Here is a 22,871-nt window from a genome sequence, read left to right on the forward strand (position 1 = left end):
GACGGTACAAGATGGTCTTCGTGGAATCGCTGCCGGTCACCCGTGTGCTGGACGAAGTCGTCGCGTCGGTCCGCCGCACGCCGACCGTCCTCGTGGCGCCGCCCGGGACCGGCAAGACGACGCTCGTGCCGCTGCATTTCGACCGGGAGACGGTCGTCGTGGCCGAGCCGCGGCGCATCGCCGCCCGCGCGGCCGCGCAGCGGATGGCCGAGTTGCGCGGCGAGCGGGTCGGGCAGAGCGTCGGGTACTCCGTCCGCGGCGATCGCAAGGTCAGCCGCGCGACCCGGATCGAGGTGGTCACGACCGGGCTGCTCGTGCAGCGCCTGCTCGCCGATCCGGAACTGCCCGGCGTCGACGTCGTGATGCTCGACGAGTGCCACGAGCGCCACCTCGACACCGACCTGGCCACCGCGTTCCTGCTCGAGACGCGCGACGCCATCCGGCCCGACCTCGGCCTGCTCGCGGCCACCGCGACGCCCGGCAAGACGCTGCCCGGGGCGGAGCTGATCGAGGTCGAGAGTCCCCTCTTCCCGATCGAGATCCGGTGGGTACCGCCCAAGCGTCCCCCGCTCACCATGGAACACGTCGCGCAGGTCGTGCGGCAGGCCTGGGCCGAGACCGAGCACGACATCCTCGTCTTCGTCCCGGGCGTCGCCGAGATCGAGCGGGTGCGCCGCAACCTGCCCGGCATTCCGAGCCTGCCGCTGCACGGGCGGCTGCCCGCCGAGGATCAGGACCGCGCGCTGCAGCGCACGACGCGCCGGGTGATCGTGGCGACCGCGGTGGCCGAGAGCAGCCTCACGGTGCCCGGCGTGCGCGTCGTGGTCGACTCCGGGCTGGCCCGCGTGCCGCGCATCGACCTCGCGCGCGGGCTCGGCTCCCTGCAGACCGTCCGCGCGGCGAAGGCGAGCACGGTGCAGCGGGCCGGGCGAGCCGCGCGGGAGGGGGCCGGCGTGGTGTACAAGTGCTGGAGCCCGGCCGACGACGAGCGGCTCCCGGCCCAGCCCGAGCCCGAGGTCCGCACGGCCGAGCTCACCGGCTTCGCGCTGGCGCTCGCCTGCTGGGGCAGCCCGGGCGGGCGGGGCCTGGCGCTGCCCGACGAGCCGCCGGCGGCCGCGATGAGCGTCGCGGAGCAGACCCTGACCGCGCTCGGGGCGATCGACGGGGACGGGCGGGCGACCGCGCGGGGGCGGCGGATCGCGCGCGTGGGTGCGCACCCGCGGCTGGCCCGCGCGCTGCTGGACGGGGCGCCGATCGTGGGCGCCCGCAACGCCGCCGAGGTGGTGGCCGTGCTCGCCGAGGACTCCTTCGCGTCGGATGACGTCGCGGCGGTACGGCGCACGACCGACCGCTGGCGCCGCGAGGCCGCCCTGCTGTACCGGATGATCGAAAACCCGGTCGAGCGCACCACGAACGCCGACCGGGCCGCGGGGGTCATCGCCGGCCTCGCGTACCCGGAGCGCATCGCCCGGCGCCGCCGCGACGCCTACCTCATGGCGAGCGGCACCGAGGCCGAGCTCGCGCCCGGGTCTCCGCTGCAGGGCCACCCATGGCTCGCCATCGCGGCCGCCGACCGCCCGTCCGGACGCGTCAACGCGCGCATCCGCCTGGCCGCCGCGATCGACGAGGACATCGCCCGCGAGGTCGCGGCGGCGTTGTTGTCCACAGTGGATGAGGCAAGCACGGCCGGCATCGAGAGAATCGAGCGCCTGGGCGCGATCGTGCTGTCCCGCAAGAAGGTCGGCGCACCCCCGGCCGAAGTGCTCGCGGCCGCGCGGCGGGCGAACCTGCGGATCCCGTGGACACCGCTCCGCCATCGCCTCGCGTTCCTGCACCGCACGATCGGCGCGCCGTGGCCCGACGTCAGCGACGCGGCGCTGATCGAGTCCATGGTGGACGGTGCCGACGTGCACACCGCCCTGCAGGCCATCCTCCCGTGGCCCGCCGCGAAGGATCTCGACAAGCTCGCGCCCGAGCGGCTGCCGGTCCCCAGCGGCTCGACGATCAAGCTCGACTACGCCGACCCGGAAGGTCCGGTGCTCGCGGTCAAGGTCCAGGAGATGTTCGGCCTGCCCACGACACCTGTGGTCGGCGGCCGTCCGGTGCTCCTGCACCTGCTGTCGCCGGCCGGACGCCCGGTCGCGGTGACGCGTGACCTGGCCTCCTTCTGGCGCACCGGCTACCTCCAGGTCCGCGCCGAGCTCCGCGGCCGCTACCCCCGCCACCCTTGGCCCGATGACCCGACCACAGCGCCCGCAACGAAACGGGCCAAGCCGCGGCGCTGAGCTCACCCCCCGCCTCACCCGGTGCCGCTCCAACCGCCACGGACGCTTGGAGCAGGACGAGGGAGGCTGCGTATGAGAGACGACCTGCCCGCGCTGGCCGCCGAGGCGTACGGCTACGGCTACCCCCTGCTCCAGGACCTGCACGCCGTCAGCACCGCATCCGTCTTCAACGCATGGACGCACCAGCGCACCGTGCCCGGCACCGCACACGCCAATCCCGACCTGCTCTATTCGACCGCCCAGCTCGACCTGTCCGGCGGTCCGATCTGGCTGCGCGTTCCGGCCACCGACGGCCGGTACCACGTCGTGCAGTTCGTCGACGCGTGGACGGACAACTTCGCGTACGTCGGCAGCCGCACCACCGGCGACGAGCCGCGCGAATACCTGCTCGTGCCGCCCGGGTGGGCCGGCCGGGAGGCGCCCGCGGCCGAGGTGATCCGGGTGCCCACGATGATCGCCACACTCATCGCGCGGTTCGCCGCGGGTCCCGGCGTGCACGAGCTGCAGGACGGGTTGCAACTACAGCGGATGTACCCCCAGGTGCCCCTCGACGGCCTGCCCGCGCCGCAGCCGGGGGTGCCCGACGACCTGATCTTCCTGGAGGCGTTGCGCCGGGGCCTGGCCGCGTTCCCGCCGTCCCCGGCCGAGCGGCGCTACCAGCGGCGATTCGGCCCGCTGGGGCTGTTCGAGGGCGGGAACTCGCCGTACCCGACGATCCCGCGCGACCTGAGGCTGGCCCTGCGCGAGGGGCTGGACCGCGGCCGCGAGGCGCTCGAAGAGGCGGCCACGACCGCGCACGCCGCGCCGGTCAACGGCTGGACCAACGACGCCCACGCGTTCGACTACAACCTGGACTACTTCGAGCTCGGCACCGTCGACGCTCCGCAGTGGACCCTGCCGGACCGCGACTCGGCCCACCTGGCGCGCGCGGTCGCGGCCCGCACCCGGCTGTGGGGCAACCACGCGTACGAGGCGCTGTACCCGGCGGTGCACAAGGACGGCGCGGGCGCGCGGCTGACGGGCGACGGCGAGTACACCCTGCCGCTGTCCCCCCTGCCCGCCGCGGCGTGCACGCTGGCCACCTACGGCGCGGACGCGCACCTGGTCGACTCGATCCCGGTCGACGGCGACGGCCCGATCCACATCGGGTCCGAGCGGCCGGAGCGCGACGGGCCCTGGCTGCGGACCCCCGCGGGCGAGTTTCACCTGATCTTGCGGGTGTACGCGCCGGCCGAGCCGATACTCCAGCTGCCGCCGGTAGAGAAATTGGATCTGCCGGGTCAATGAACAGATGGCGTACAACGGATGCGCATTCTCGTCTGCGATGGGCACCGTAACGCACCATGTGCGGCGTGAGAATCGCGCACTTCTGCGACAGCCATCCGGGGCGCTCCGACGGCGTCGCGACCTCGGTGGCCGCCACGGTGTCCCTCCTGCGCGCCGCCGGGCACGAGGTCCAGGTGTACCAGCCGGCGCCGCTGCTGCGCGGGCGCGACGAGCCCTGCGGGGTCCGCTCGCTTCCTGTGCCGATGCGCAACATCCGGGTGGGCCTGCCGCACTTCTCCGGCATGCGCCCGGTGCCGCACATCGTGCACGTGCACACGCCGGGCCCGGTCGGCATCGGCGGGCTGCGCTACGCGCGGGCGCACGACCTGCCCGTGGTCATGACCTGGCACACGGACCTGCTCGCGTACTCCGCGCACTTCATGGAGATCCAGTTCGGGGCCGCGCACGCCGCGCAACGCCTCGCGCTCGGCTGGACCGTGCGCGACTACCTGCGGCTGGCGCGCTCGGGCGCGGAACGTCGCGCGCAACTGCTGCGGCTCGGCCAGGAGTTCATGGACCGCACCTCGGTCGTGATCGCACCCTCCGCGAAAACGGCCGCCGGCCTGGCCGAGTTCGAGCGGCTCCCACCGGTCTGGACGGTGCCGACCTCGATCCAGCTCGCGGAGTGCCCGCTCGGGCGCGCGGAGTTGCGCCGTTCGCTCCGGATTCCAGAAACCGCGCCGGTTGTACTGGCTGTCGGTCGCGCCACCAAGGAGAAGGACCCGGCCCTCTTGCTGGCGTCGTTCGCCCGCCTGCTGCGCCAGGTGCCCAACGCGCGGCTCGTCATGGTCGGCGTCAAGCAGAACCGCATCAACGTCCTGCGGGTCGCGCGTCAGATGGGCGTGGCGCACGCGCTGCGCCTGGTCCGCCCGGTGCCGCACAACCGCATGGCCGCGTACTACCGGATGGCCGACGTCCTCGCCTTCGCCTCCACCACCGACACCCAGGGCCTGGTCATGATCGAGGCGGAGGCGGCCGGGCTGCCGGTCGTGCTGGCCGACGCCGCCCTCGCCGAACGCCCGGGCGGGGCCTCGGGCCGCCTCGCGACCGCACCCGACGCCGACTCGTTCGGCGCCGGGCTCGGCCGCGTGCTCACCGACCCGGCCCTGCACCACGAGGTGGCCGAGGCGGGCCGCGCTGCCGCGGACGCGTACTCCGCGGAGCACTACCTCGGCCACCTCATGGCGGCCTACCAGTTCGCCCAGCGGGCTCACGGCGCGGCCAGGGCCTCCGTCGGGGCCAGCCGGGCGGCGCGCACCGCCGGGTAGAGGCCCGCGATCGCGCCGATGACGAGCGTGGCGGCGACCCCACCGGCCGTTGCCCACGCCGGGACGACGGTCGGCCAGTCGCGGGTGCTGGAGTACAGGGCCGTCACCGCGATGCCGGTCGTCACGCCACCGATGCCGCCCAGGGCCGACAGCAGCAGCGACTCGGCCAGGAACTGGACCAGGATCTGGCCCCGGGTGGCGCCTAGGGCGCGGCGCAGCCCGATCTCCGAGCGCCGTTCCAGCACCGAGATGACCATGGTGTTGGCCACCCCGACGCCGCCGACGAGCAGTGCGACCGCGCCGAGGCCGAGGAGCAGGCCGGTGAAGGTCTTGTCGGTGGCCTGCCGCGCGGCGAGCGCGTCGGAGGGCCGGGAGACCTTCACCTGGCTGGGCGCGGCCGGGTTCGCGGTCCGCGCCAGCACGGCCTGCACCGCCTCGACCTGATCGTCCCGCGCGCGGGTGTAGACCGTGGTCGGGTGGCCGTCGAAGCCCGCGTACGCCGCGGCCGCGTCCCAGCCGATGAGGGCGGAGGCGTCGAGTTCGGGCGCGAGCGGCACCGGAGCGAGAATCCCGATGACCGTGAACCACCGTGCGTGGATGTAGACCTGCACGCCCTCGCCGGCCGTGGTGATCCCCAGCCGCCGGGCCGCCGCCGCGCCGAGCACGACCGCCGGGAAGCGCGCGGTCGCGGCGTTGAGCCACACGCCGGACGCCATCGAGCCGCCGACCGTGCGCAGCATCTCCAGCTGGGCCGCGCGCAGCGTGATCGCGTTGGTCTGCGAGACGGGGATCTGGTCGGAGCGGTACACGTGCACGCCCGCGAGCTTGCCCACCGCGGACACCTCGGTGACCGGCCCGATCCGCCGGATCATCTCCACCGACTCGTCCGGCAACGTCGCGTCGTCCCCGAAGATGTCGTTTCCGGGCGCGACCGTGAGCAGATTGGTCCCGAGCGCGGCGAGCTGCCGGTCGAGCTCGGCCCGGCTGGACGACGAGATCCCGACCACCGCCACCATCGCGGCGATGCCGATCGCGATGCCCAGCGCCGACAGGAACGCCCGCATCGGCCGCGTCCGCAGCCCGGCCCCGCCGACCCGCACCACGTCAGCGGGGGCCAGCCGCGCCGGCGCCAACGACGTCGTCATCCGTGACCACCTCCCCGTCGCGCATGCTCACCTGGCGCGGCAGGCCGGCCGCGATCTGCCGGTCGTGCGTGATCACCAGGATCGTCGTGCCCGCGTGGTGCAGTTCCGCGAGCAGCTGCATCACGCCCGCGCCGGAGGCCGAGTCGAGGTTGCCGGTCGGCTCGTCCGCGAGCAGGATGGCCGGCTCACCCACGACGGCGCGCGCGATCGCCACGCGCTGTTTCTCGCCGCCGGACAGCTCGTGCGGCAGGTGGTCGAGGCGGTCGCCCAGCCCGACGCGGACCAGGGCGTCCTCGGCCTTCCGGCGCCGCTCGGCCCGCGACGGGCCGGCGTAGAGCAGGCCGTCCGCGACGTTGTCCAGCGCGGGCTGGCCCGGGGCCAGGTGGAACTGCTGGAACACGAAGCCGATGCGGAGCGCCCGCAGCGCGGACAGGCGGCGGTCGCGCAGCCCGGCGACCTCGTGGCCGTCGATGCGCACCGTGCCGGCGGTGGGGCGGTCGAGCGTACCGATGAGATGGAGCATGGTGCTCTTGCCCGAGCCCGACGGGCCGACGATGGCCACGAACTCGCCCGCGGCCACGGTGAGGCTGACGTCGCGGACCGCGACGACCCCGCCGGGGTACTCCTTCCACACCGACTCCAGCTGCACGACAGGCACGGCCGCCGGCTCCGGGGTGAGATCGATGAAGGTCGTCATCCCGGCATCCCGACGACCGTGCCGGCCGCGAGACCGTCCCCGGTGATCTCGACCTTGCCCGCGGCGAACAGCCCCAGTTCGACCGCGACGACGCGCGCGGTGCCGTTCTCGACGACCTGCACGCCATAGCCGCCCTCGGCAAGAGCCAGCAGAGCCTGCACCGGTACCGCCAGCACGTTCTCCCGCCGGCCCGCGGTGAACGTCACGGTGACCGTCATCTGGTCGAGCCCGTCGAAGGCCTTCGCGTCATCGGGCGTGATGGTCAGCCGGTACTTCGTCTCCGCCGGATCGTTCCCCTGCGCCGGCTGGATGACCGTCCGCACCGCCGCGATCTTCCCGGGCACGCTGCGGCCGTCGGGCAGCTTGGCCGCGACCGCGCTGCCGGACTTGGCCAGCCGCTGGTCGTCGGTGTCGAGGTCCAGCGTCACCACCGGGGTCGTGCTCGTGTACGCCAGGATCGCGCCCCCGCTCGGATCGCCCGCCTCCGCCTTGTGCTCGTCAACGCGGACGGGCCCGGTCGCGTACACGACGCGCCCGGCCTCCACCGTGCCCGTCCTGGTGAGCCCGAGGTCGCCCTGCCACTTGCGGACCGCGCTCGCCGTCGCCGAGGAGAACTCGTCGTCGACCGTGAAGCCGGTGTACCCGAGCGCGGCGAGGTTCTCCTCCAGCTGCTTGACGTCCGCGCCCTCGTCGCCGGCGGTCAGGCTGCGGTAGGAGGGCAGCACACCGTACAAGAGAATGATCGGCGTGTTGTCCGTCCGGTAGAGCGCCTGTCCACGTTGGACGGTCGTGCCCACCGCCGGCACCTCGGTGAGCGTGCCCGCGCCGCGGCCGGAGAGGGTGCGGCTGTCGCCGTGGCCCAGTTTGCCGTCGTGGTTCTCGGTGTCGACCAGCGTCTGCCTGGTGACCTGGGCCGTCCTGGCCGGCGGCGAGCTGGTCGGGGTGCCGGCGTCGCTTCCGCGCTCGGGCAGCCCCAGCCCGGCCGCGGCCGCCGCCCCGACCGCGGCCACGGCGGCCACCCCGAAGATCACCTGTCCCGTGCGGCCGCGCCGGCGGCGGTTGCTCATGCCCCGCCCCCGCTGTCCTGCGTCGTCTTCTCGCCGGCCTCGCCGTCGCCGCCCTTGGGCCGCAGGTCGTACTGCTCGCACGCCTTCTCGGCCGCCTTCATCTGCTCGCCGCGCAGGTCGACGCTGAGCTTGTCGCCGTCGATCATGAAGCCGCCCTCCTCGGACGGGTCGGGGAAGTTGGTGATGCCCTGGTCGCGCATGCACTGCGCGTACTTGCGCATCCGCTCCTGCTGCTCGGGGCTGAGCTTGGGCGGCTCGCCGCCGTTGGGCATCAGGCTCTTGCACTCCGCCTGCGCCGCGTCGACCTTGCTCTTGTCGGTGCCCTCGGGAATCGTCAGCGAGACGCCGTTTCCCTCGAAGTTCGGATCCTCCATCGGTACTCCGTGATCGCGCATGCACTGCGCGAACTTGAGGAACGCCTCCTGGTCGGCCTGCGGATCGCGCCGCACGCCGGTGCCGCCGGTCGCGGTGGCGGTCGGGGTCGCATCGGCCTTGCCGCCGCCCGCGCTGGCCACGCCTTCGTCGCCGGTGCCGCCGGCCTTGCCGCAGCCGGCGGCGGTGAGCACGAGCAGCAGGCCGAGCGCGAGGCTGGTCCTGATGCGCATGGTGACCTCCAAAGGTCGGATCGATGTGCTGCTGCCGCTCAGTCAAGGCGGGTGCGCGTCAACCGGCCGTAACCGCGAACGTTGACACCGGGTTGACACCGGCGCGGAGGACGATGGAGGCATGCGGATTCTGGTGGTCGAGGACGAGCGGCTTCTCGCCGAGACGGTCGCGCAGGGCCTGCGGCGGGAGACCCACGCCGTCGACGTGGTCCACGACGGCGCGGCCGCCCTGGAGCGGCTCGACGTCAACGACTACGACGTCGTGGTGCTCGACCGCGACCTGCCGGTGCTGCACGGCGACGACGTCTGCCGCGAGCTGACCCGGCGCGAGTCGGCGGCCCGGGTGCTCATGCTGACCGCCGCCGCCGAGATCGACGACCGGGTCGCCGGGCTCGCCCTGGGCGCCGACGACTACCTGCCCAAGCCGTTCGCCTTCCGCGAGCTGGCCGCGCGCGTGGCGGCCCTCGGACGGCGGTCCCGCCCGGCCGCCCCGCCGGTGCTGGAGCGCGCCGGCATCCGCCTCGATCCGCATCGCCGCGAGGTGTATCGCGACGGCCGCTACGTCCCACTCTCGCGCAAGGAGTTCGCCGTCCTGGCCGAGCTGCTCCGGGCCGCCGGCGCCGCGGTCTCGGCCGAGCAGCTGCTGGAGAAGGCCTGGGACGAGCACGCCGATCCGTTCACGCACACCGTCCGCATGACGATCCTCAAGCTGCGGCGGAAGCTGGGCGACCCCGCCGTCGTGCTGACCGAGCCGGGAGTGGGGTACCGCATCCCATGAGGAAGATGACCATCCGGACCCGGCTGACCCTCGTGGTCGGCGGCATGCTGCTGGCCGGCGGGCTGCTCCTGCTGGGCATCACCTACCTGCTGGTCTTCCAGCAGCTGGGCGACAAGCTGTTCGTGACCAAGACCATCGGCGAGGACCTCCCCCTACCGGGAGCCGGGGTGGCCGGCGACCTCGCCACCCAGTTCCGCGGCGAGGTCCGCTCCGACGCGAGCCGGGCCGTCCTCACCCAGGGCTCGATCGCCCTGGCCGTGGTCGTGGCGCTGGGCCTGGCCTTCAGCTGGCTGATCGCCGGCCGCCTGCTCCAACCTCTGCACCGGGTCACCGAGACGGCCCGGCGCATCGCCGGAGCGCCCGACCGCGGGTTGCACGAGCGGATCGCCCTGCGGGGCCCGTACGACGAGGTGAAGGAGCTGGCCGACACCTTCGACCTGATGATCGCCCGGCTCGACAAGTCCTTCGACGTCCAGCGCCGCTTCATCGTCAACGCCTCCCACGAGCTGCGCACCCCGCTGACGCTCAACCGCACCCTGCTGGAGGTGTCGACCGAGCACCCCGACGCCGCCCCCGAGCTCCGCCAGCTCGGCCGCACCCTGCTCGCCGTCAACGAACGCCACGAGCGCCTCATCGACGGCCTGCTGCTGCTGGCCCGCTCGGAACGCGCGGTGGGCGACCGCTCCTATGTGGACCTGGCCGACGTCGTCACCCACGTGGCCGCCCAGCACCAGGACGACGGGACCGTGAAGGTCACGTCCGTGGCCGACGAGGCCCCGACCATGGGCAATGCCGTGTTGCTGGAGCGGCTGGTGCACAACCTGGTCGAGAACGGCGTGCGGCACAACGTGCCGGCCGGCGGCTGGGTGCGGGTGGAGAGCGGGACGCGGCCCGACGGGGTGTTCGTGACCGTCAGCAACAGCGGGCCGGTGGTGCCGCGGTACGAGATTCCGAACCTGTTCGAGCCGTTCCGGCGGCTGGGCACGGAGCGGGCGGCCGGGCCCGGGGCGGGGCTGGGGTTGTCGATCGTGCGGGCGGTGGCGGCGGCGCACGGCGGGAAGGTGTTCGCCGACCCGCGCGACGGGGGTGGGCTGACCGTGACGGTGATCCTTCCCACCGCCGCCAGCAGCGAATATCCGACATGACGAATCGAGGTGATCGGGCACACTCGGGGGCATGTCCGCACCTCCTACTACCAACGAAGCACTCATTCGCCTCCTCGATTCGGGGAAGCGCTACAAATATCTGTACTTCTGGGGTCACCGGCCCCGGCCCGACGGCACCCTGGGTGCCAGCTGCCTGAGCCAGTGGTGGCCGGCCCGCTTCGAGCTCGACGGTGTCGGGTTTCCGTCGGCCGAGCACTACATGATGTGGAGCAAGGCCCGGCTCTTCGGGGACGACGACGCGGCCGGCCGCGTGCTGGTTGCGAAGAGCCCGGCCGAGGCCAAGAACGTCGGCCGGACCGTCAAGGGCTACGACGATGACACGTGGGCCCGCGAGCGGTTCGCGATCGTCGTCGCGGCCAGCCGGGCGAAGTTCGACTCGACCGACGAGCTGCGCGGGTTCCTGCTGGGCACCGGCGACCGGGTGCTCGTCGAGGCGAGTCCGCTCGACCGGGTCTGGGGCATCGGCCTGGCCGCCGACGACGAGGCGGTCCAGGACCCGCGGCGCTGGCGGGGGCTGAACCTGCTGGGGTACGCCCTCATGCAGGCCCGCCACGAGCTGGGCGGCCGGGCGTGAGCGCGCGCGAGGAGGTCCAGCCGCTGCCGGGTTGGCTCGCGTGGCCGATCCGGGTGCTGGCCGTCATCTTCGTGGTGCCAGTCAAGCTCGCCTGGGACGGGCTCGGCTGGGTGCTGGCGCAGCTGTGGAAGTACGTCGGCGCCCCGCTCACCAAGTACGTCATCCAGCCGTTCCTGTACTACGTGATCTGGCTACCCCTGCGCTGGATCACGCTGTACCTGCTGTGGATCCCGCTGCGCTGGATCGCCGTCAACCTGCTCTGGACGCCGCTCGTCTGGCTCGTCAAGCACGTCCTGGCGCCGCTCGCCGAGGGCATCTGGTGGCTGCTCAAGGCCACCGCGCCCTTCTGGTACCTGCTCGGCCGCATCCTCCTGGAAGCGGCCCGGGCGGTCGGCTGGGTGATGACGCGGATCTACCGGTACGTCCTCACGCCCATCGGCAAGGCCATCGCGTTCGTCTGGCGGTGGGTCGTGGTGCCGATCGGGACGGCGATCGCCTGGGCCTGGAACCACTCCGTGGTCCTGCTCTGGCGGTACCTGGTCGTCGTCCCGGTCAGGTTCGTCTGGCAGTACCTCGTCGTCCCGCCCGTGCGGTGGGTCAACGAGTGGATCCTCCGGCCCGTCGCCGAGATCACCCGCCGCGTGCTGGCGACCCTCGGCCTGCGATAGACCGAGGGTCGCCGCACGACGAAGGGCTACACAGAAGCCGGCGCAGGCGCGACCGCAGGCGCCGGCTTCTCCACCTCCACGTGCGGCAGCAGCCGGTCCAGCCACCGGGGCAGCCACCAGTTGGCCCGCCCCAGCAGCGCCATCGTCGCCGGCACCAGCACCAGCCGCACCAGCGTGGCGTCGATGAACACGGCCACCGCCATGCCCACCCCGATCATCTTCACGGTCACGTCGGGGTCGAGGGCGAAGCCGATGAAGACCGCCACCATGATGGCCGCCGCGCTGCTGATCACCCGGCCGGTCGCCGCCAGGCCGCGGACCACGCTGCCGCGGGCGTCGCCGGTGGCCAGCCAGTCCTCGCGGACGCGGCCGAGCAGGAAGACCTCGTAGTCCATCGACAGGCCGAAGAGCACCGTGAACAGCAGGATCGGCACCCAGCTGGAGACCGGGACGGCGTGCGGGAGCCCGACGAGGCGCGCGCCGAAGTCGGTCTGGAAGACGGCGGTCATCACGCCGTACGCCGCGGCCACCGACAGCAGGTTCATGATCGCCGCCTTCAGGGCCACCACCGGGGCCCGGAAGAGCACGGTGAGCAGGATGAGCGACAGCGCCACCACGAACGCGACGACGGTCCACAGCCGGTCGGCGAGCCGCTCGGAGATGTCCGCGAAGACCGCCACCAGCCCGGTCACCTGCACCCCGGCGGGGAGCACGTCGGCGCGCAGGTGGTCCAGCAGCCGGGTGGTCGCCTCGTCCTGCGGGCCGGTGGTCGGCTCGATCGCGATCACCGCCGCGGTGCCGTTGACCGCCGGCGGCGCGACCGAGGCGATGCCGGGCTCGGTGCGCAGCCGGGCCACCAGACCGTCCACATCGGACACCTTGGTGGTGTCCACGGCGAGCAGCAGCGGGCCGTTGGCGCCCGGGCCGAACTCGGCCGAGACGAGGTCGTACGCCTGCCGCGTGGTGTTCGACGTCGGCTGGCTGCCCGCGTCCTGCGGCCAGGTGCGCATGCCCAGCATCGGCGCGGCCAGCGCGGCCAGCACCACGAGCGCGGCCAGGGCGGCCAGCACGGGACGCCGCCCCACCGCAGCCGCCCAGCGACCCGTGAGGCTGGGCTTCTCGACGACGGCGGCCGAACGGCGAACCTTGCGCGGCAGCACGCGGTGCCCGGCCAGGCCGCACAGCGCCGGCACGAGCGTCAGGGCCGCCGCCATCACCGCGACCACGGCGGCGAAGGTGGCGTAGCCGAACGAGGAGTACACCGGAAGCGTCGCCAGCTTGAGCCCGAACAGCGACACCAGCACGGTCAGGCCGGCCACCACGACCGAGGCGCCCGCCGTCGCGTTGGCCTCCGCCGCCGCCGCGCGCGGGGACAGCCCGCGGCGCAGCCCCTCGATGTGCCGGGCCACGAGCAGCAGCGCGTAGTCGATGCCGACGCCGAGCCCGACCATGGTGGCGACCGTCGGCGCCGTGTTGCTGATGTCGGTGACCTTCTCCAGCAGCGCGATGACCGCGGTCGCGATGCCGAGCCCGGCGATCGCCACCACGAGCGGCAGCCCGGCCGCCACCACCGAGGCGAGCCCGAGCACCAGGATCAGCAGCGCGGCCACGATGCCGACCGCCTCCGCCGTGCCGCTCGGGGCGGAGATGTTCTCGGCGACCTGGCCGCCGAACTCGACCTGCAGCCCTTCCCGCCGCAGCGGCTCGGCCGCGGCGCGCAGGGCGTCCATGGCCGTGGTGCCCTCGAAGTCGGTGACCGGGATGTCGTACTGCACGCCGATCAGCGCCGTGTCCCCGTCCGCCGACATCCGGGCGGGCGCCACGATCCCGGCCGACGGCATCCGCTCCAGGCGGCCGCGCAGCGACTCGAGCACGGCCGGGTCGAGCGGCTTGCCGTCGTGCACGACCACCCGCGCGTCGGCCCCGGACATCTGCGGGAAGTGCGCGCGCAGGAACTCGGTGCCGGCCTGGGACTGGGTGCCGGGCACGTTGTAGTCGTCGTGCGGGGTGCCGCCGAAGCCGACGGACAGCGCGGTGAAGGCGACGAGCGCGATCAACCACGCGCCGATCGTCCGCCAGGGGTGGGCGGCCGCCGCGCCGCCGAGCCGGCCAAGGAAACGGGACATGACGTCCTCCACAAATAGGTAAGCCAAGGTACGAGCACCATGCGCCGCTCCGCTTTCAGCCCACTTGGAGTCCACTAATGCCGGGGCACAAGTCGACTTTCGGCGCTGGAAAACCATCCCGGGAGCGGCTGGACTCGACCCATGGTTCTCGGTCTTCTGCTGCTGGCCCCGCTGGTCGGCGAGTTCCTGCTCGGCAACCTCTCCGTGCGGGTGCTGCCCGCGCTGCCGTTCCTCGTGCCCATGTACGGCGGCGGCGCCCTGCTCATCCGCGAGGTCGCCCGCCGCACCGGCCGCGGCTGGCCCACGATCCTGCTGCTCGGCGCCGCCTACGGGGTGATCGAGGCCGGCCTGGTCGACCAGTCCCTGTTCAACCCGAGCTTCGAGGGCCACGACTTCCAGTCGGTCACCCCGATCCCGGCGCTGGGCCTGAGCGCGGCCAGCACGCTGTCGTTCGTGGCCGGCCACGCGATCTGGAGCATCACGGTGCCGATCGCGCTGGTCGAGCGCGGCCGCACGACACCCTGGCTGGGCTGGAAGGGCATGACCGGCACCGCCCTGCTCTACCTCTTCGGCTGCTGGATCATCTTCGGCGACCTGCGCGACAGCGAGGGCTTCCTCGCCACCCCGGCCCAGCGCATCGGCGCGGCGGCCGCGGCCCTGCTGCTGATCGGTCTCGCATATCTGCCCAAGAACCATAAATTCCGACAGAAGTCGCCCGGAAACGCAATGCTGACGGGCGTCATCGCCTTCGCGGCCAGCAGCGTGTTCTTCGCCAGACCGGAGTCCTGGCCCGGCTTCTGGTTCGGCCTGGCCTGGCTCGCGGCAGCCGGCGTCTGGCTGGCCGGCACGAGCTGGACCGACCGCCACATCCTGGCCATCGCCGCCGGCACCCTGCTCACCTACGCCTGGGGCGGCTTCGTCCTCACGGCCCTGATGGAGCCGCACGACCCGGTCCGCTGGTGGGGCAACGCCGGCTTCGCCGCCGGCGCGGTCGCGCTCATCGCGTTCGCGTTCACAAGAACGACTTCGCCCGGGCCAGCCAGTGCGGAGAACCCCACCGGGCCGCCACGTCCGCCGCGAGCTGGAAACTCTCCAGAGCCGCCGAGCGACGGTCCTGCAGCCGGTACAGCTCACCCAGACTCAGCGCGACCGGCTGCATCGCGATCGACGTGCTCGACACCCCCGCCAGCTGGGAGCGCACCGGCAGCAGCGCCTGAATGACCGGCTCGGCCAGGTCCACCCGACCGAGCGCGACGATCGCCAGGGTACGGACGGTGAGGAACGCCGAGGCGAAGTAGTCCGGCCGCACCGGGTGCACCCCGATGCGCACCGCCCGCGCCTCGTCCATCCGCCCGGCCGCGACGAGGGTCAGCGCGAAGGCGTCGTGGGCGACCGTGCCCAGCTCCTGCGCGACGTAGCGGGTCGGCTCCACGAACTCGGCGAGCCGGCCCTCGCTCAGCATCACGCCGAACGTCGCGAAGAAGTGAAAGGCGTCCCCGTGCAACGAGCCCTGCCGGCGCATCGACTCCAGGCACTCGTCGTACAGCGCCCGTGACCCGGCCAGGTCGCCCTCGATGTGCGCGAGGGTGGCCCGCTGGGCCAGGTGGATGGACTGCGGCTCGGGCAGGTGGTAGGTCGCGGCGAGGGTGCCCTGGCGGGCCGTCGAGGTGCGCAGCTCGTCCGCCTCGTTGCTCGCCGCGGCCGCGTTGCCCAGCATCTGCTCGGCCAGCCACCGGTACGCCACCAGCCCGTGCGCGGCGGCCAGGTCCCGCAGCTCCAGTGCGACCGCGCGGCGGGCCGGCACTTCCAGGTCGTACGGCATCGACCGGCCCCGCGCGGCCAGCCCGAGGGCGAGCAGCTCGGGATCGCCCAGCCCGCGGGCGATGGCCAGGGCCTCCCGCCCGGCCGCGGGCCCGCGCTCGTCGGCCTCCCCGTCCAGCTCGCTGCTGAGCGCGTCGAGCAGCCGGCACCGGTCGGCCGGGGCGAGGTCGTCGCGGCGCAGCAGGCGGTCGAGGACGTCGACGAGGCGCTCGTCGATCACGCCGTACTCGTGGATCTGCCACGGCGTCGGCACCGTCCACGCCGTGAACGCGGCCACGAGCAGGTCGTCCCGGCCGGCGGCGGCGGCCACGTCGACGGCCCGCTGCCGGGTCCGCCGCGCCGCCGCCACCGCGCCCGCGCTCGCCTGGGCCCGCAGGAGCCGCCCGAGCAGGTCGACGAGGAGCGCGTCGCGGTCGCCGGGCACGGTGCCGGCCGCCTCGATCGCGGCCAGGGCGGCCCCGAGCACCTCGGCCGCCGCGTCGTACGCGTAGCGCCGCTCGGCCAGCTCGGCCGCCCGCACCGCGAAGTCGACGGCCGCCGCCGCGGTCTCCGAGGACGCCGCCCGCGCGTAGTGGTGGGCCAGGGCCGGGTAGTCGTCGGGGCGCAGCGCCCGCGTGGTGGCCGCGACCCGCGCGTGCATGCGGGCCCGGCGCAGGCGGGACAGGTCGGTGTACATGGTGTCGCGGACCAGCCCGTGCACGAACCGGACGCGTCCGGGCGCCGGCTCGGTGAGCAGCCCGGCGATGAGCCCGGCCTCCAGCGCGTCGAGCACCCCGCCCTCGTCGGCGTCGGCCGCCTCCACGAGCGTCTCGACGTCCGCCTCGCGCCCGACCACGGCGGCCAGCCGCAGCACCGCGACCGCCGGTTGGGGCAGCCGGGACAGCCGCCGCCGCAGCACGTCGCGCACCCCCTCGGGCACCTCGGAGGTGGCCACCAGGGCGCCCTCGGACGCGAGCAGCTGCGCGGACTCGCGCACATAGAACGGGTTGCCGCCGGTCCGCTCGGCCAGCGCGGCGAGCGTCGGCGCATCGACCGGCGTGCGCGCGAACGCCTCGACCAGCCGGGCCACGTCGCCGGTTTCCAGACCCTGCAGCTGTACCCGTACCGGCGAGCGCCGCGCGAGCGCCGCCATGGTCGCGGCGAGCCGTTCCCGGTTGTCGGCCGGGCGCAGCGCGGCGACGAGCAGCAGCGGCGGCCCGCCCGGCTCGATCAGCTCCGCCACCCGGGCCAGCAGCATGAGCGTCTCGCCGTCGGCCGCGTGCAGGTCGTCGAGGACCACGGCCAGGGGCCGCTCGGCCGCGGCGGCGGCCAGCCAGCCCGCCACGGCCCGATGCAGCCGGAACCGCCCGGCCGCCACGTCCTCCCCCGGCTCCGCCCCGGCGTCCTCGGCCAGCAGCGGCCGCAGCTCGCCCGCGAGGTCGCCCGGCGGCACGGCCGCGGCGAGCTGTCGCAGCGCCTCGACCCACGCCCAGGCCGGCGGCGCGCCCTCGACCTCCGGGCAGCGCCCGACGATGACCCGGAAGCCCTGCCGGGCGAGCTCCTGGCGGTACCGGCCGAGGAGGCTGCTCTTGCCCACCCCGGCCTCGCCGCTGAGCAGCACCACCCGCGGCGGCGTGACCGCGCGCAGCGTGGCGAGCTCCTCGGCGCGCCCGACGAACAGCTCGTCCGAGTCCACCACCGGCGAATCGGGAACGACCACGGGTGGCGGCAGGGCGACGGGAGCCGTCCCGGTGAGGATCGACGCCTCAAGCTCCAGCAGCGCCGGGCCGGGGTCGAGGCCCAGCTCCTCGGCGAGCATCGCGCGGGCGCGGCGCAGGGCGGCGAGCGCGTCGGCCTGCCGGCCGCTGCGCCACAGGGCCAGGGCCAGCAGCCGCCAGCTCTCCTCGCGCAGCGGGGCCTGCCGGGTCAGCAGCTCGGCCTCGGCCACCGCCTCGGCCGCGGCCCCGGTGCGCAGCGTCGCGTCGAGCAGCAGCTCCCGCGCGGCGAGGCGCAGCTCCTCCAGCCGGGCCGCCTCGGGCTGGGCCCAGGGCTCGGCCGCGAACTCGGCGAGGGCGTCGCCGCGCCACAGCTGCAGGCCGGCCCGCAGCCGCGCCCGGGCCCGCCGCGGATCGTCGGGCAGCGCGGCGCGAGCCTCGGCCAGGAGCTGCTCGAACCGCCAGGCGTCCACGCACTCGGCCGGGAGCCGGATCGCGTAGCCCGGCGGCGCGCTGACCAGCAGCCGGGCTGGGGCGCGGCGCTCGCGGCCGGGCTCGAGGATGCGGCGGAGGTTGGACACGTACGCCTGGAGCGAGGCGATCGCGCGGGGCGGGGCCTCGCCGCGCCACAGGTCCTCGATCATCCGGTCCACCGAGACGACGTCACCGCGGGCCGTGAGCAGCAGGGCGAGCACGGCGCGCTGGCGGGGGCCGCCGAAGTCGACGGTTCCGCCCGCATCGTCCGCGACCTCGAAGGGTCCGAGCACCCGCAGCAGCATGACGGGCGCCATCGTAGCCGCCGCCAAGCGCACTCCAAGACCGCTACAAGACAGTCCGGCGACCTTGAGACGGCGAATTTCGACGGACAGGAGTCACCGATATGAGCACCACCACCGCCACCGCGCGCCCCTGGGCCCAGGAGATGGTCATCGTGCACCGCGTCTTCCGCCGGGAGTCGCGATACCTGCACGACCTGATCGGCGCCGTCCGCCCCGGCGACACCGCGCGGGCCGCGCTGCTGGCCGGCCTCGCCCGGGACTACGTGGAGGGCCTGCACAACCACCACACGAGCGAGGACGAGCTGCTCTGGCCCAAGCTGCTGGCCCGGGTCGACCTCGACGCCGAGCTCGTGCTGCGCATGGAGCAGCAGCACCAGGTCGTCGACGCGGGCCTGCGGGACGTCGAGCGGCTGCTGGCCGCGTGGGAGCGCACGCCCGCCGAGCCGGAGCGCGACGCGCTCGTCGGCGCGCTGGCCCGCCACCGCCGCGACCTGCTCGAGCACCTCGACGAGGAGGAGCGCAGCGTCCTGCCGCTGATCGAGGAGCACCTGACGGTGCCGGAGTGGTCGGCGCTCGGCGAGCACGCGATGGCCAAGACCCCGAAGGACAAGCTGCTGTTCACGCTGGGGGCGCTGCTGGAGGAGGCCACCCCGGCCGAGCGGACCCGGTTCCTGGGCCACCTGCCGCTGCCGGCCCGCGTCCTGTACTGGACGGTCGGCAAGCGCTCCTACGCCAAGCGGATGAGCACCGTACGCAGAGGCTAGTTGGAGGCTAGTTGGACGTGTAGCCGGGCAGGTCGCCGTCGGCCTCCTCGACGCGGTCCACGTGCCCGTCGAAGTCGTCGTCGTGGTAGATCAGGTCGATCCGGCCGTCGTGGTCCTGGTCGTAGGCGACCTGGTCGACCAGGCCGTCGTGGTTGGTGTCCCACATCGCCACGTCGGTCCGGCCGTCCTGGTCCGTGTCGGCCAGGAGCATGTCGACCCGGCCGTCGCCGTCGGAGTCGTAGCCGACCGTCTCCGCGTCGCCGCCCATGTCCCCCGCGGAGAGCGACGGATCCTCCGCCGAGAGCGACGGATCCGGGTCGGCCGCGCTGAGGCCCGCCGTGCCGTAGGACTCGGCCGTGAGCGGACCGTGGCCGAACACCGCCTCCGGGTCGGCCACGTCGTCCGGGCTCAGGTCCAGGTGGTAGTCGTCGGACTGCAGGCCCCAGTCGGTCATGCACCCACCCTATGTCGATAACCCTAGGTCGATGTCGGCTCGACCTCGGCGGCCTCACCCCGGTCGGCGGAGCGCTTGGCGCGGCGCATGCCGTAGGCGAAGTACAGGATCAGGCCGAGCGCCATCCAGATGAGGAACCGCACCCAGGTGACCACCGGCAGGTTCAGCATCAGCCAGACGCTGGCGAGCACGCTGACGACGGGCAGCACCGGCACCCACGGCGTCCGGAACCCGCGCGGCAGGTCGGGCCGGGTGCGGCGCAGCACGACCACGCCGATCGAGACGACCACGAACGCGAAGAGCGTGCCGATGCTGGTCAGCTCGGACAGTTCGGACAGTGGCACGAACGCGGCCAGCACCAGCACGATCGCCCCGGTGATGGTCGACATGACCCACGGGGTGCCGAAGCGGGGGTGGACCTTGGCCAGCACCGGCGGCAGCAGCCCGTCGCGGGCCATGGCGAAGGAGACCCGGGACTGGCCGAGCAGCAGCACCAGGATCACCGAGGTGATGCCGCAGACCGCGCCCAGCGAGATGATCTTCGAGGCCCAGCCCTGCCCGGCCAGGTCGAACGCCTTGGCGAGGGGGGCCGCGGTGTTCAGGTCGCCGTAGTGGACCATCCCGGTCACCACGAACGACACGGCCATGTAGAGCACCGCGCAGATGATCAGCGAGCCGATGATGCCGCGGGGCACGTCGCGCTGCGGGCGGGCGGTCTCCTCGGCGGTCGTCGCCACCACGTCGAAGCCGATGTACGCGAAGAAGACGATCGAGGCCGCCGCCACGATGCCGAACCAGCCGAAGTGCTGCGGGGTGATCCCGGCCAGCACCTGCAGCAGCGGCGCGTCCCCGCCCGACGCCTTCTCCGAGGCCTCGGCCGGCGGGATGAACGGCTTGTAGTTCGCGGCCTTGATGAAGAACAGGCCCAGGCCGATGACGAACACGACGACGGCCACCTTGACGATGACCAGGGCGCCGGTGACGCGCCCGGAGAGCTTGGCCCCCACGATCGCCACGATCGACAGCACCAGCACGATGAACGCGGCCCCGAAGTCGGGCCGGGCGTGGTCGCCGGCGAGCCAGGTGGGCAGGCCGAACAGCTCCTGGAGGTACGCCGACCAGCCGCGCGACACCACCGCCGCGCCCAGCGCCAGCTCCAGGCACAGGTCCCAGCCGATCACCCAGGCCACGAACTGGCCCAGGGTGGCGTAGGAGAACGTGTACGCCGAGCCGGCGACCGGCACCGTGGAGGCGAACTCCGCGTAGCAGAGGGCGGCCAGCGCGCACACCACGCCGGCCAGGGCGAACGAGATCACGATGGCGGGGCCGGCGTTCTTGGCCGCCTGCTGCCCGGTCAGCACGAAGATGCCCGTGCCGATGATGACCCCCACGCCGAAGACGGTGAGGTCGAACGCGGAGAGGTTCTTGCGGAGCTTGTGGCCGGGCTCGTCGGTGTCCCGCATCGACTGCTCGATCGACTTCGTGCGAAAGAGTGACGACATGCGAACCGACATGCCCGAACGATCACCTTCCTACACGTGGCGCTCCCGTGGAGTACGATAAAGTCTATCGGTTGAATATGAATTAAAGCCGGAGGTGAGCGATGGGGCGGACCTGCACCACGGTCGTCGTCGGGGGCGGCTGTAGCGGCGCGCTGACGGCGATCCACCTGAGCCGGGACCCCCGGCACCGGGTCGTGCTGGTCGATCCGGCGCCCGCCGCGGCGCTCGGGCGCGGCGCGGCGTACCGCACCCGCCACCCGGCCCACCTGCTCAACTCGCGCGCGGCGGCGATGAGCGCCCTGGCCGACCAGCCCGACGACTTCGTGCGCTGGTGCCGCGACCGCGACCTGGACATCGGCCCGGCCGACTTCGCGCCGCGCGGCGTCTACGGCGACTACCTGCACGACCGGCTGCGCGGCGCCACCTTCACCCACGTGCGCGCGGACGCGACCCGGGTGCGCGCCGACGGCACCGTCGAGCTGCGCGGCGGCGGCGCACTGCGCGGCGACCGGGTGGTGCTCGCGTCCGGGCACGGCGCGCCGGCCCTGCCGCCCGCGCTGGCGCACCTGGCGGAGCATCCGCGGTACGTGCCCAACCCGTGGGAACCGGGCGCCCTGGACGGTATCGAGGGCCCCGGCCCGGTGCTGTTGATCGGCACCGGACTCACCGCCGTGGACGTCGCCATCGCCCTCGAAGGCCGGGCGCCCGTCGTCGCCTGCTCGCGCCGCGGGCTCCTGCCCCGCGTGCACGCGGACGTGCTGCCGGCGACGGGCACGTTCGAGTACCAGGGAAGCTCGTTGGGCGGTTTGCTGCGGGCGGTGCGCGAGTTCGCGGCAACGCAGCCGGATTGGCGCTCGGCCGTCGACGCGCTGCGCTCGCGCACCGACGAGCTCTGGCGGCAGCTCACCCCCGACGCGCAGCAGCGGTTCGTGCGCCACGTCGCCACCTACTGGGAGATCCACCGCCACCGCATGCCGCCGGCCTCGGCCGGAAAGGCTCCGGCCGTCAGCCGCAGCCGCCCGCAGAACCCGGCGGCCATCATCAACTGCACCGGCCCGCAGGGCATCGCCGCCACCGAACTCGGCCAGAACCTGGTCAAGGACGGCCTGGGCCTCGAAGTCGATCACAAGGGCCGCATCACCGAACGGATCTGGACCATCGGCCCGGTACGGAGGGGCCCGAACTGGTGGGAGACGACCGCCGTACCGGAGATCAGACGGCAGGCCGACCTGCTAAGCCGCGACCTGCTTGAGGGTCATGACGTGCTCGACCAGCGCGATCAGCACGTCCTTGACCGAGCGCCGGTCCCGCGCGTCGCAGAGCACGACCGGCACGTCCGGGTCGAGGTCCAGCGCCTTGGCGATCTGCGTGGCGCTGTGCTTCTGCACCCCGTCGAAGCAGTTCACCGCGACCAGGAACGGCGTGTTGCGCCCCTCGAAGTAGTCCACCGACGGGAAGCAGTCGTTCAGCCGGCGGGTGTCGGCCAGCACCACCGCCCCGAGCGCGCCCAGCGCCAGCTCGTCCCACAGGAACCAGAAGCGGTCCTGGCCCGGCGTGCCGAAGAGGTACAGCACGATGTCCTGATTGATGCTGATCCGGCCGAAGTCCATGGCCACGGTCGTCGTGCGCTTGCCTTCGACGCCGTGCACGTCGTCGATGCCGACGCCGGCGTTGGTGAGCACCTCCTCCGTCTGGAGGGGGCGGATCTCGCTCACCGCGCTGACGAGCGTGGTCTTGCCGACGCCGAACCCGCCCGCGATGAGGATTTTCACCGCGAGGGGAACGTGACCGTCAGAGCGCTCGGAGGCCATTGACAACCGCCTTGAGGATGCGATCGTCGGGCCGCTGCGGCCCGACGGACTGGTCGTACTCCGGTTCGTGCATCTCGATCAGCCCCTGCTGGAGCAGGTCGCCCAGCAGGACGCGCACGACGCCGAGCGCGAGATCGAGATGGGACGCGAGCTCGGCGACCGACACCGGCTCACTGGTGCGCGCCAGGATCGCGCGCTGCTCGGGCAGGAGGTTCTGCTCGCCCGACCCGTCGACCCGGCTCACCACGAAGGCGACCAGGTCGAAGGCGCCGACCGCCGGCTTGGCCCGGCCGCCCGTCACGGCGTACGGGCGCACCACCGGGCCGGCGTCGGAGTCCATC

General features: G+C 73.4%; 18 protein-coding genes and 1 pseudogene. 9 read left to right on the forward strand and 10 right to left on the reverse strand.

Annotated features, from left to right (window positions below; translation table 11 throughout):
• Positions 1-20 precede the first annotated feature (20 nt).
• From hrpB to ACQP00_RS47050, 3 genes are all read left to right on the forward strand, one after another.
• Entirely contained in the window at positions 21-2,285 is a 2,265-nt protein-coding gene (hrpB, locus tag ACQP00_RS47040; RefSeq protein ID WP_433210190.1) for an ATP-dependent helicase HrpB, read from the forward strand.
• A gap of 72 nt (positions 2,286-2,357) precedes the next feature.
• Entirely contained in the window at positions 2,358-3,572 is a 1,215-nt protein-coding gene (locus tag ACQP00_RS47045) for a DUF1254 domain-containing protein (protein WP_433210192.1), read from the forward strand.
• Positions 3,573-3,637: 65 nt separating this feature from the next.
• Positions 3,638-4,879: a glycosyltransferase gene (locus ACQP00_RS47050; RefSeq protein WP_433210194.1), complete on the forward strand. Its 1,242-nt coding sequence runs from the start codon at positions 3,638-3,640 to the stop codon at positions 4,877-4,879.
• Here ACQP00_RS47050 and ACQP00_RS47055 read toward each other — a convergent pair.
• The 4 genes from ACQP00_RS47055 to ACQP00_RS47070 are packed head-to-tail and all read right to left on the reverse strand — an operon-like array spanning position 4,822 to position 8,393.
• Entirely contained in the window at positions 4,822-6,024 is a 1,203-nt protein-coding gene (locus tag ACQP00_RS47055; protein ID WP_433210196.1) for an ABC transporter permease, read from the reverse strand. The two genes, ACQP00_RS47050 and ACQP00_RS47055, sit on opposite strands and share 58 nt — an antisense overlap.
• Positions 5,984-6,721, reverse strand: coding sequence for an ABC transporter ATP-binding protein (locus tag ACQP00_RS47060; protein ID WP_433210198.1), 738 nt, complete (start codon positions 6,719-6,721; stop codon positions 5,984-5,986). The genes ACQP00_RS47055 and ACQP00_RS47060 overlap by 41 nt, the downstream gene beginning before the upstream one ends.
• Positions 6,718-7,788: a peptidoglycan-binding protein gene (locus ACQP00_RS47065; RefSeq protein ID WP_433210200.1), complete on the reverse strand. Its 1,071-nt coding sequence runs from the start codon at positions 7,786-7,788 to the stop codon at positions 6,718-6,720. Before ACQP00_RS47065 ends, ACQP00_RS47060 begins: the two co-directional genes overlap by 4 nt.
• Positions 7,785-8,393 carry a hypothetical protein gene (locus ACQP00_RS47070; protein ID WP_433210202.1) on the reverse strand — a complete coding sequence of 203 codons (609 nt, stop codon included), beginning with the start codon at positions 8,391-8,393 and terminating at the stop codon, positions 7,785-7,787. The genes ACQP00_RS47065 and ACQP00_RS47070 overlap by 4 nt, the downstream gene beginning before the upstream one ends.
• Before the next feature lie 121 nt (positions 8,394-8,514).
• On the opposite strand from ACQP00_RS47070, the gene ACQP00_RS47075 reads away from it, so the two are divergent.
• The 4 genes from ACQP00_RS47075 to ACQP00_RS47090 are packed head-to-tail and all read left to right on the forward strand — an operon-like array spanning position 8,515 to position 11,579.
• Positions 8,515-9,171 (forward strand): response regulator transcription factor, encoded by a 657-nt coding sequence (locus ACQP00_RS47075; RefSeq protein ID WP_433051228.1) that lies wholly within the window; start codon positions 8,515-8,517, stop codon positions 9,169-9,171.
• The gene (locus tag ACQP00_RS47080; RefSeq protein ID WP_433210204.1) at positions 9,168-10,316 is read left to right on the forward strand and encodes a sensor histidine kinase; all 1,149 of its coding nucleotides are present in this window, start codon (positions 9,168-9,170) and stop codon (positions 10,314-10,316) included. The genes ACQP00_RS47075 and ACQP00_RS47080 overlap by 4 nt, the downstream gene beginning before the upstream one ends.
• Before the next feature lie 31 nt (positions 10,317-10,347).
• Positions 10,348-10,911, forward strand: coding sequence for an NADAR family protein (locus ACQP00_RS47085; RefSeq protein WP_433210206.1), 564 nt, complete (start codon positions 10,348-10,350; stop codon positions 10,909-10,911).
• A complete protein-coding gene (locus tag ACQP00_RS47090; RefSeq protein ID WP_433210208.1) occupies positions 10,908-11,579 on the forward strand; it encodes a hypothetical protein in 672 nt (223 codons plus the stop codon). The genes ACQP00_RS47085 and ACQP00_RS47090 overlap by 4 nt, the downstream gene beginning before the upstream one ends.
• A gap of 26 nt (positions 11,580-11,605) precedes the next feature.
• On the opposite strand, the gene ACQP00_RS47095 is transcribed toward ACQP00_RS47090, so the two are convergent.
• Positions 11,606-13,705, reverse strand: a complete 2,100-nt coding sequence (locus tag ACQP00_RS47095) for an MMPL family transporter (protein ID WP_433210210.1) — start codon at positions 13,703-13,705, stop codon at positions 11,606-11,608.
• Between the two features lie 1,012 nt (positions 13,706-14,717).
• Complete coding sequence (locus ACQP00_RS47100; protein WP_433210212.1) at positions 14,718-17,999, reverse strand: ATP-binding protein; 3,282 nt, start codon at positions 17,997-17,999, stop codon at positions 14,718-14,720.
• Positions 18,000-18,100: 101 nt separating this feature from the next.
• Here ACQP00_RS47100 and ACQP00_RS47105 point away from each other — a divergent pair, with 101 nt between their 5' ends.
• Positions 18,101-18,763: a hemerythrin domain-containing protein gene (locus ACQP00_RS47105; protein ID WP_433210214.1), complete on the forward strand. Its 663-nt coding sequence runs from the start codon at positions 18,101-18,103 to the stop codon at positions 18,761-18,763.
• Positions 18,764-18,770: 7 nt separating this feature from the next.
• Here the strand turns inward: ACQP00_RS47105 and ACQP00_RS47110 are convergent, their stop codons facing one another.
• Entirely contained in the window at positions 18,771-19,217 is a 447-nt protein-coding gene (locus ACQP00_RS47110; protein WP_433210215.1) for a hypothetical protein, read from the reverse strand.
• 23 nt (positions 19,218-19,240) lie between these two features.
• Positions 19,241-20,719 carry an amino acid permease gene (locus ACQP00_RS47115; protein ID WP_433210217.1) on the reverse strand — a complete coding sequence of 493 codons (1,479 nt, stop codon included), beginning with the start codon at positions 20,717-20,719 and terminating at the stop codon, positions 19,241-19,243.
• Between the two features lie 101 nt (positions 20,720-20,820).
• On the opposite strand from ACQP00_RS47115, the pseudogene ACQP00_RS47120 reads away from it, so the two are divergent.
• Positions 20,821-21,357 (forward strand): annotated as a pseudogene (locus ACQP00_RS47120) (FAD-dependent oxidoreductase); the annotation flags it as partial.
• Between the two features lie 594 nt (positions 21,358-21,951).
• Here the strand turns inward: ACQP00_RS47120 and ACQP00_RS47125 are convergent.
• Both ACQP00_RS47125 and ACQP00_RS47130 read right to left on the reverse strand, forming a co-directional pair.
• Positions 21,952-22,530, reverse strand: coding sequence for a GTP-binding protein (locus ACQP00_RS47125; RefSeq protein WP_433224243.1), 579 nt, complete (start codon positions 22,528-22,530; stop codon positions 21,952-21,954).
• The gene (locus ACQP00_RS47130; RefSeq protein ID WP_433051258.1) at positions 22,511-22,870 is read right to left on the reverse strand and encodes a DUF742 domain-containing protein; all 360 of its coding nucleotides are present in this window, start codon (positions 22,868-22,870) and stop codon (positions 22,511-22,513) included. The genes ACQP00_RS47125 and ACQP00_RS47130 overlap by 20 nt, the downstream gene beginning before the upstream one ends.
• Position 22,871 lies beyond the last annotated feature (1 nt).

The sequence above is a fragment of the Dactylosporangium sp. CS-047395 genome, from assembly GCF_050942185.1.
Taxonomy (GTDB): Bacteria; Actinomycetota; Actinomycetes; order Mycobacteriales; family Micromonosporaceae; genus Dactylosporangium.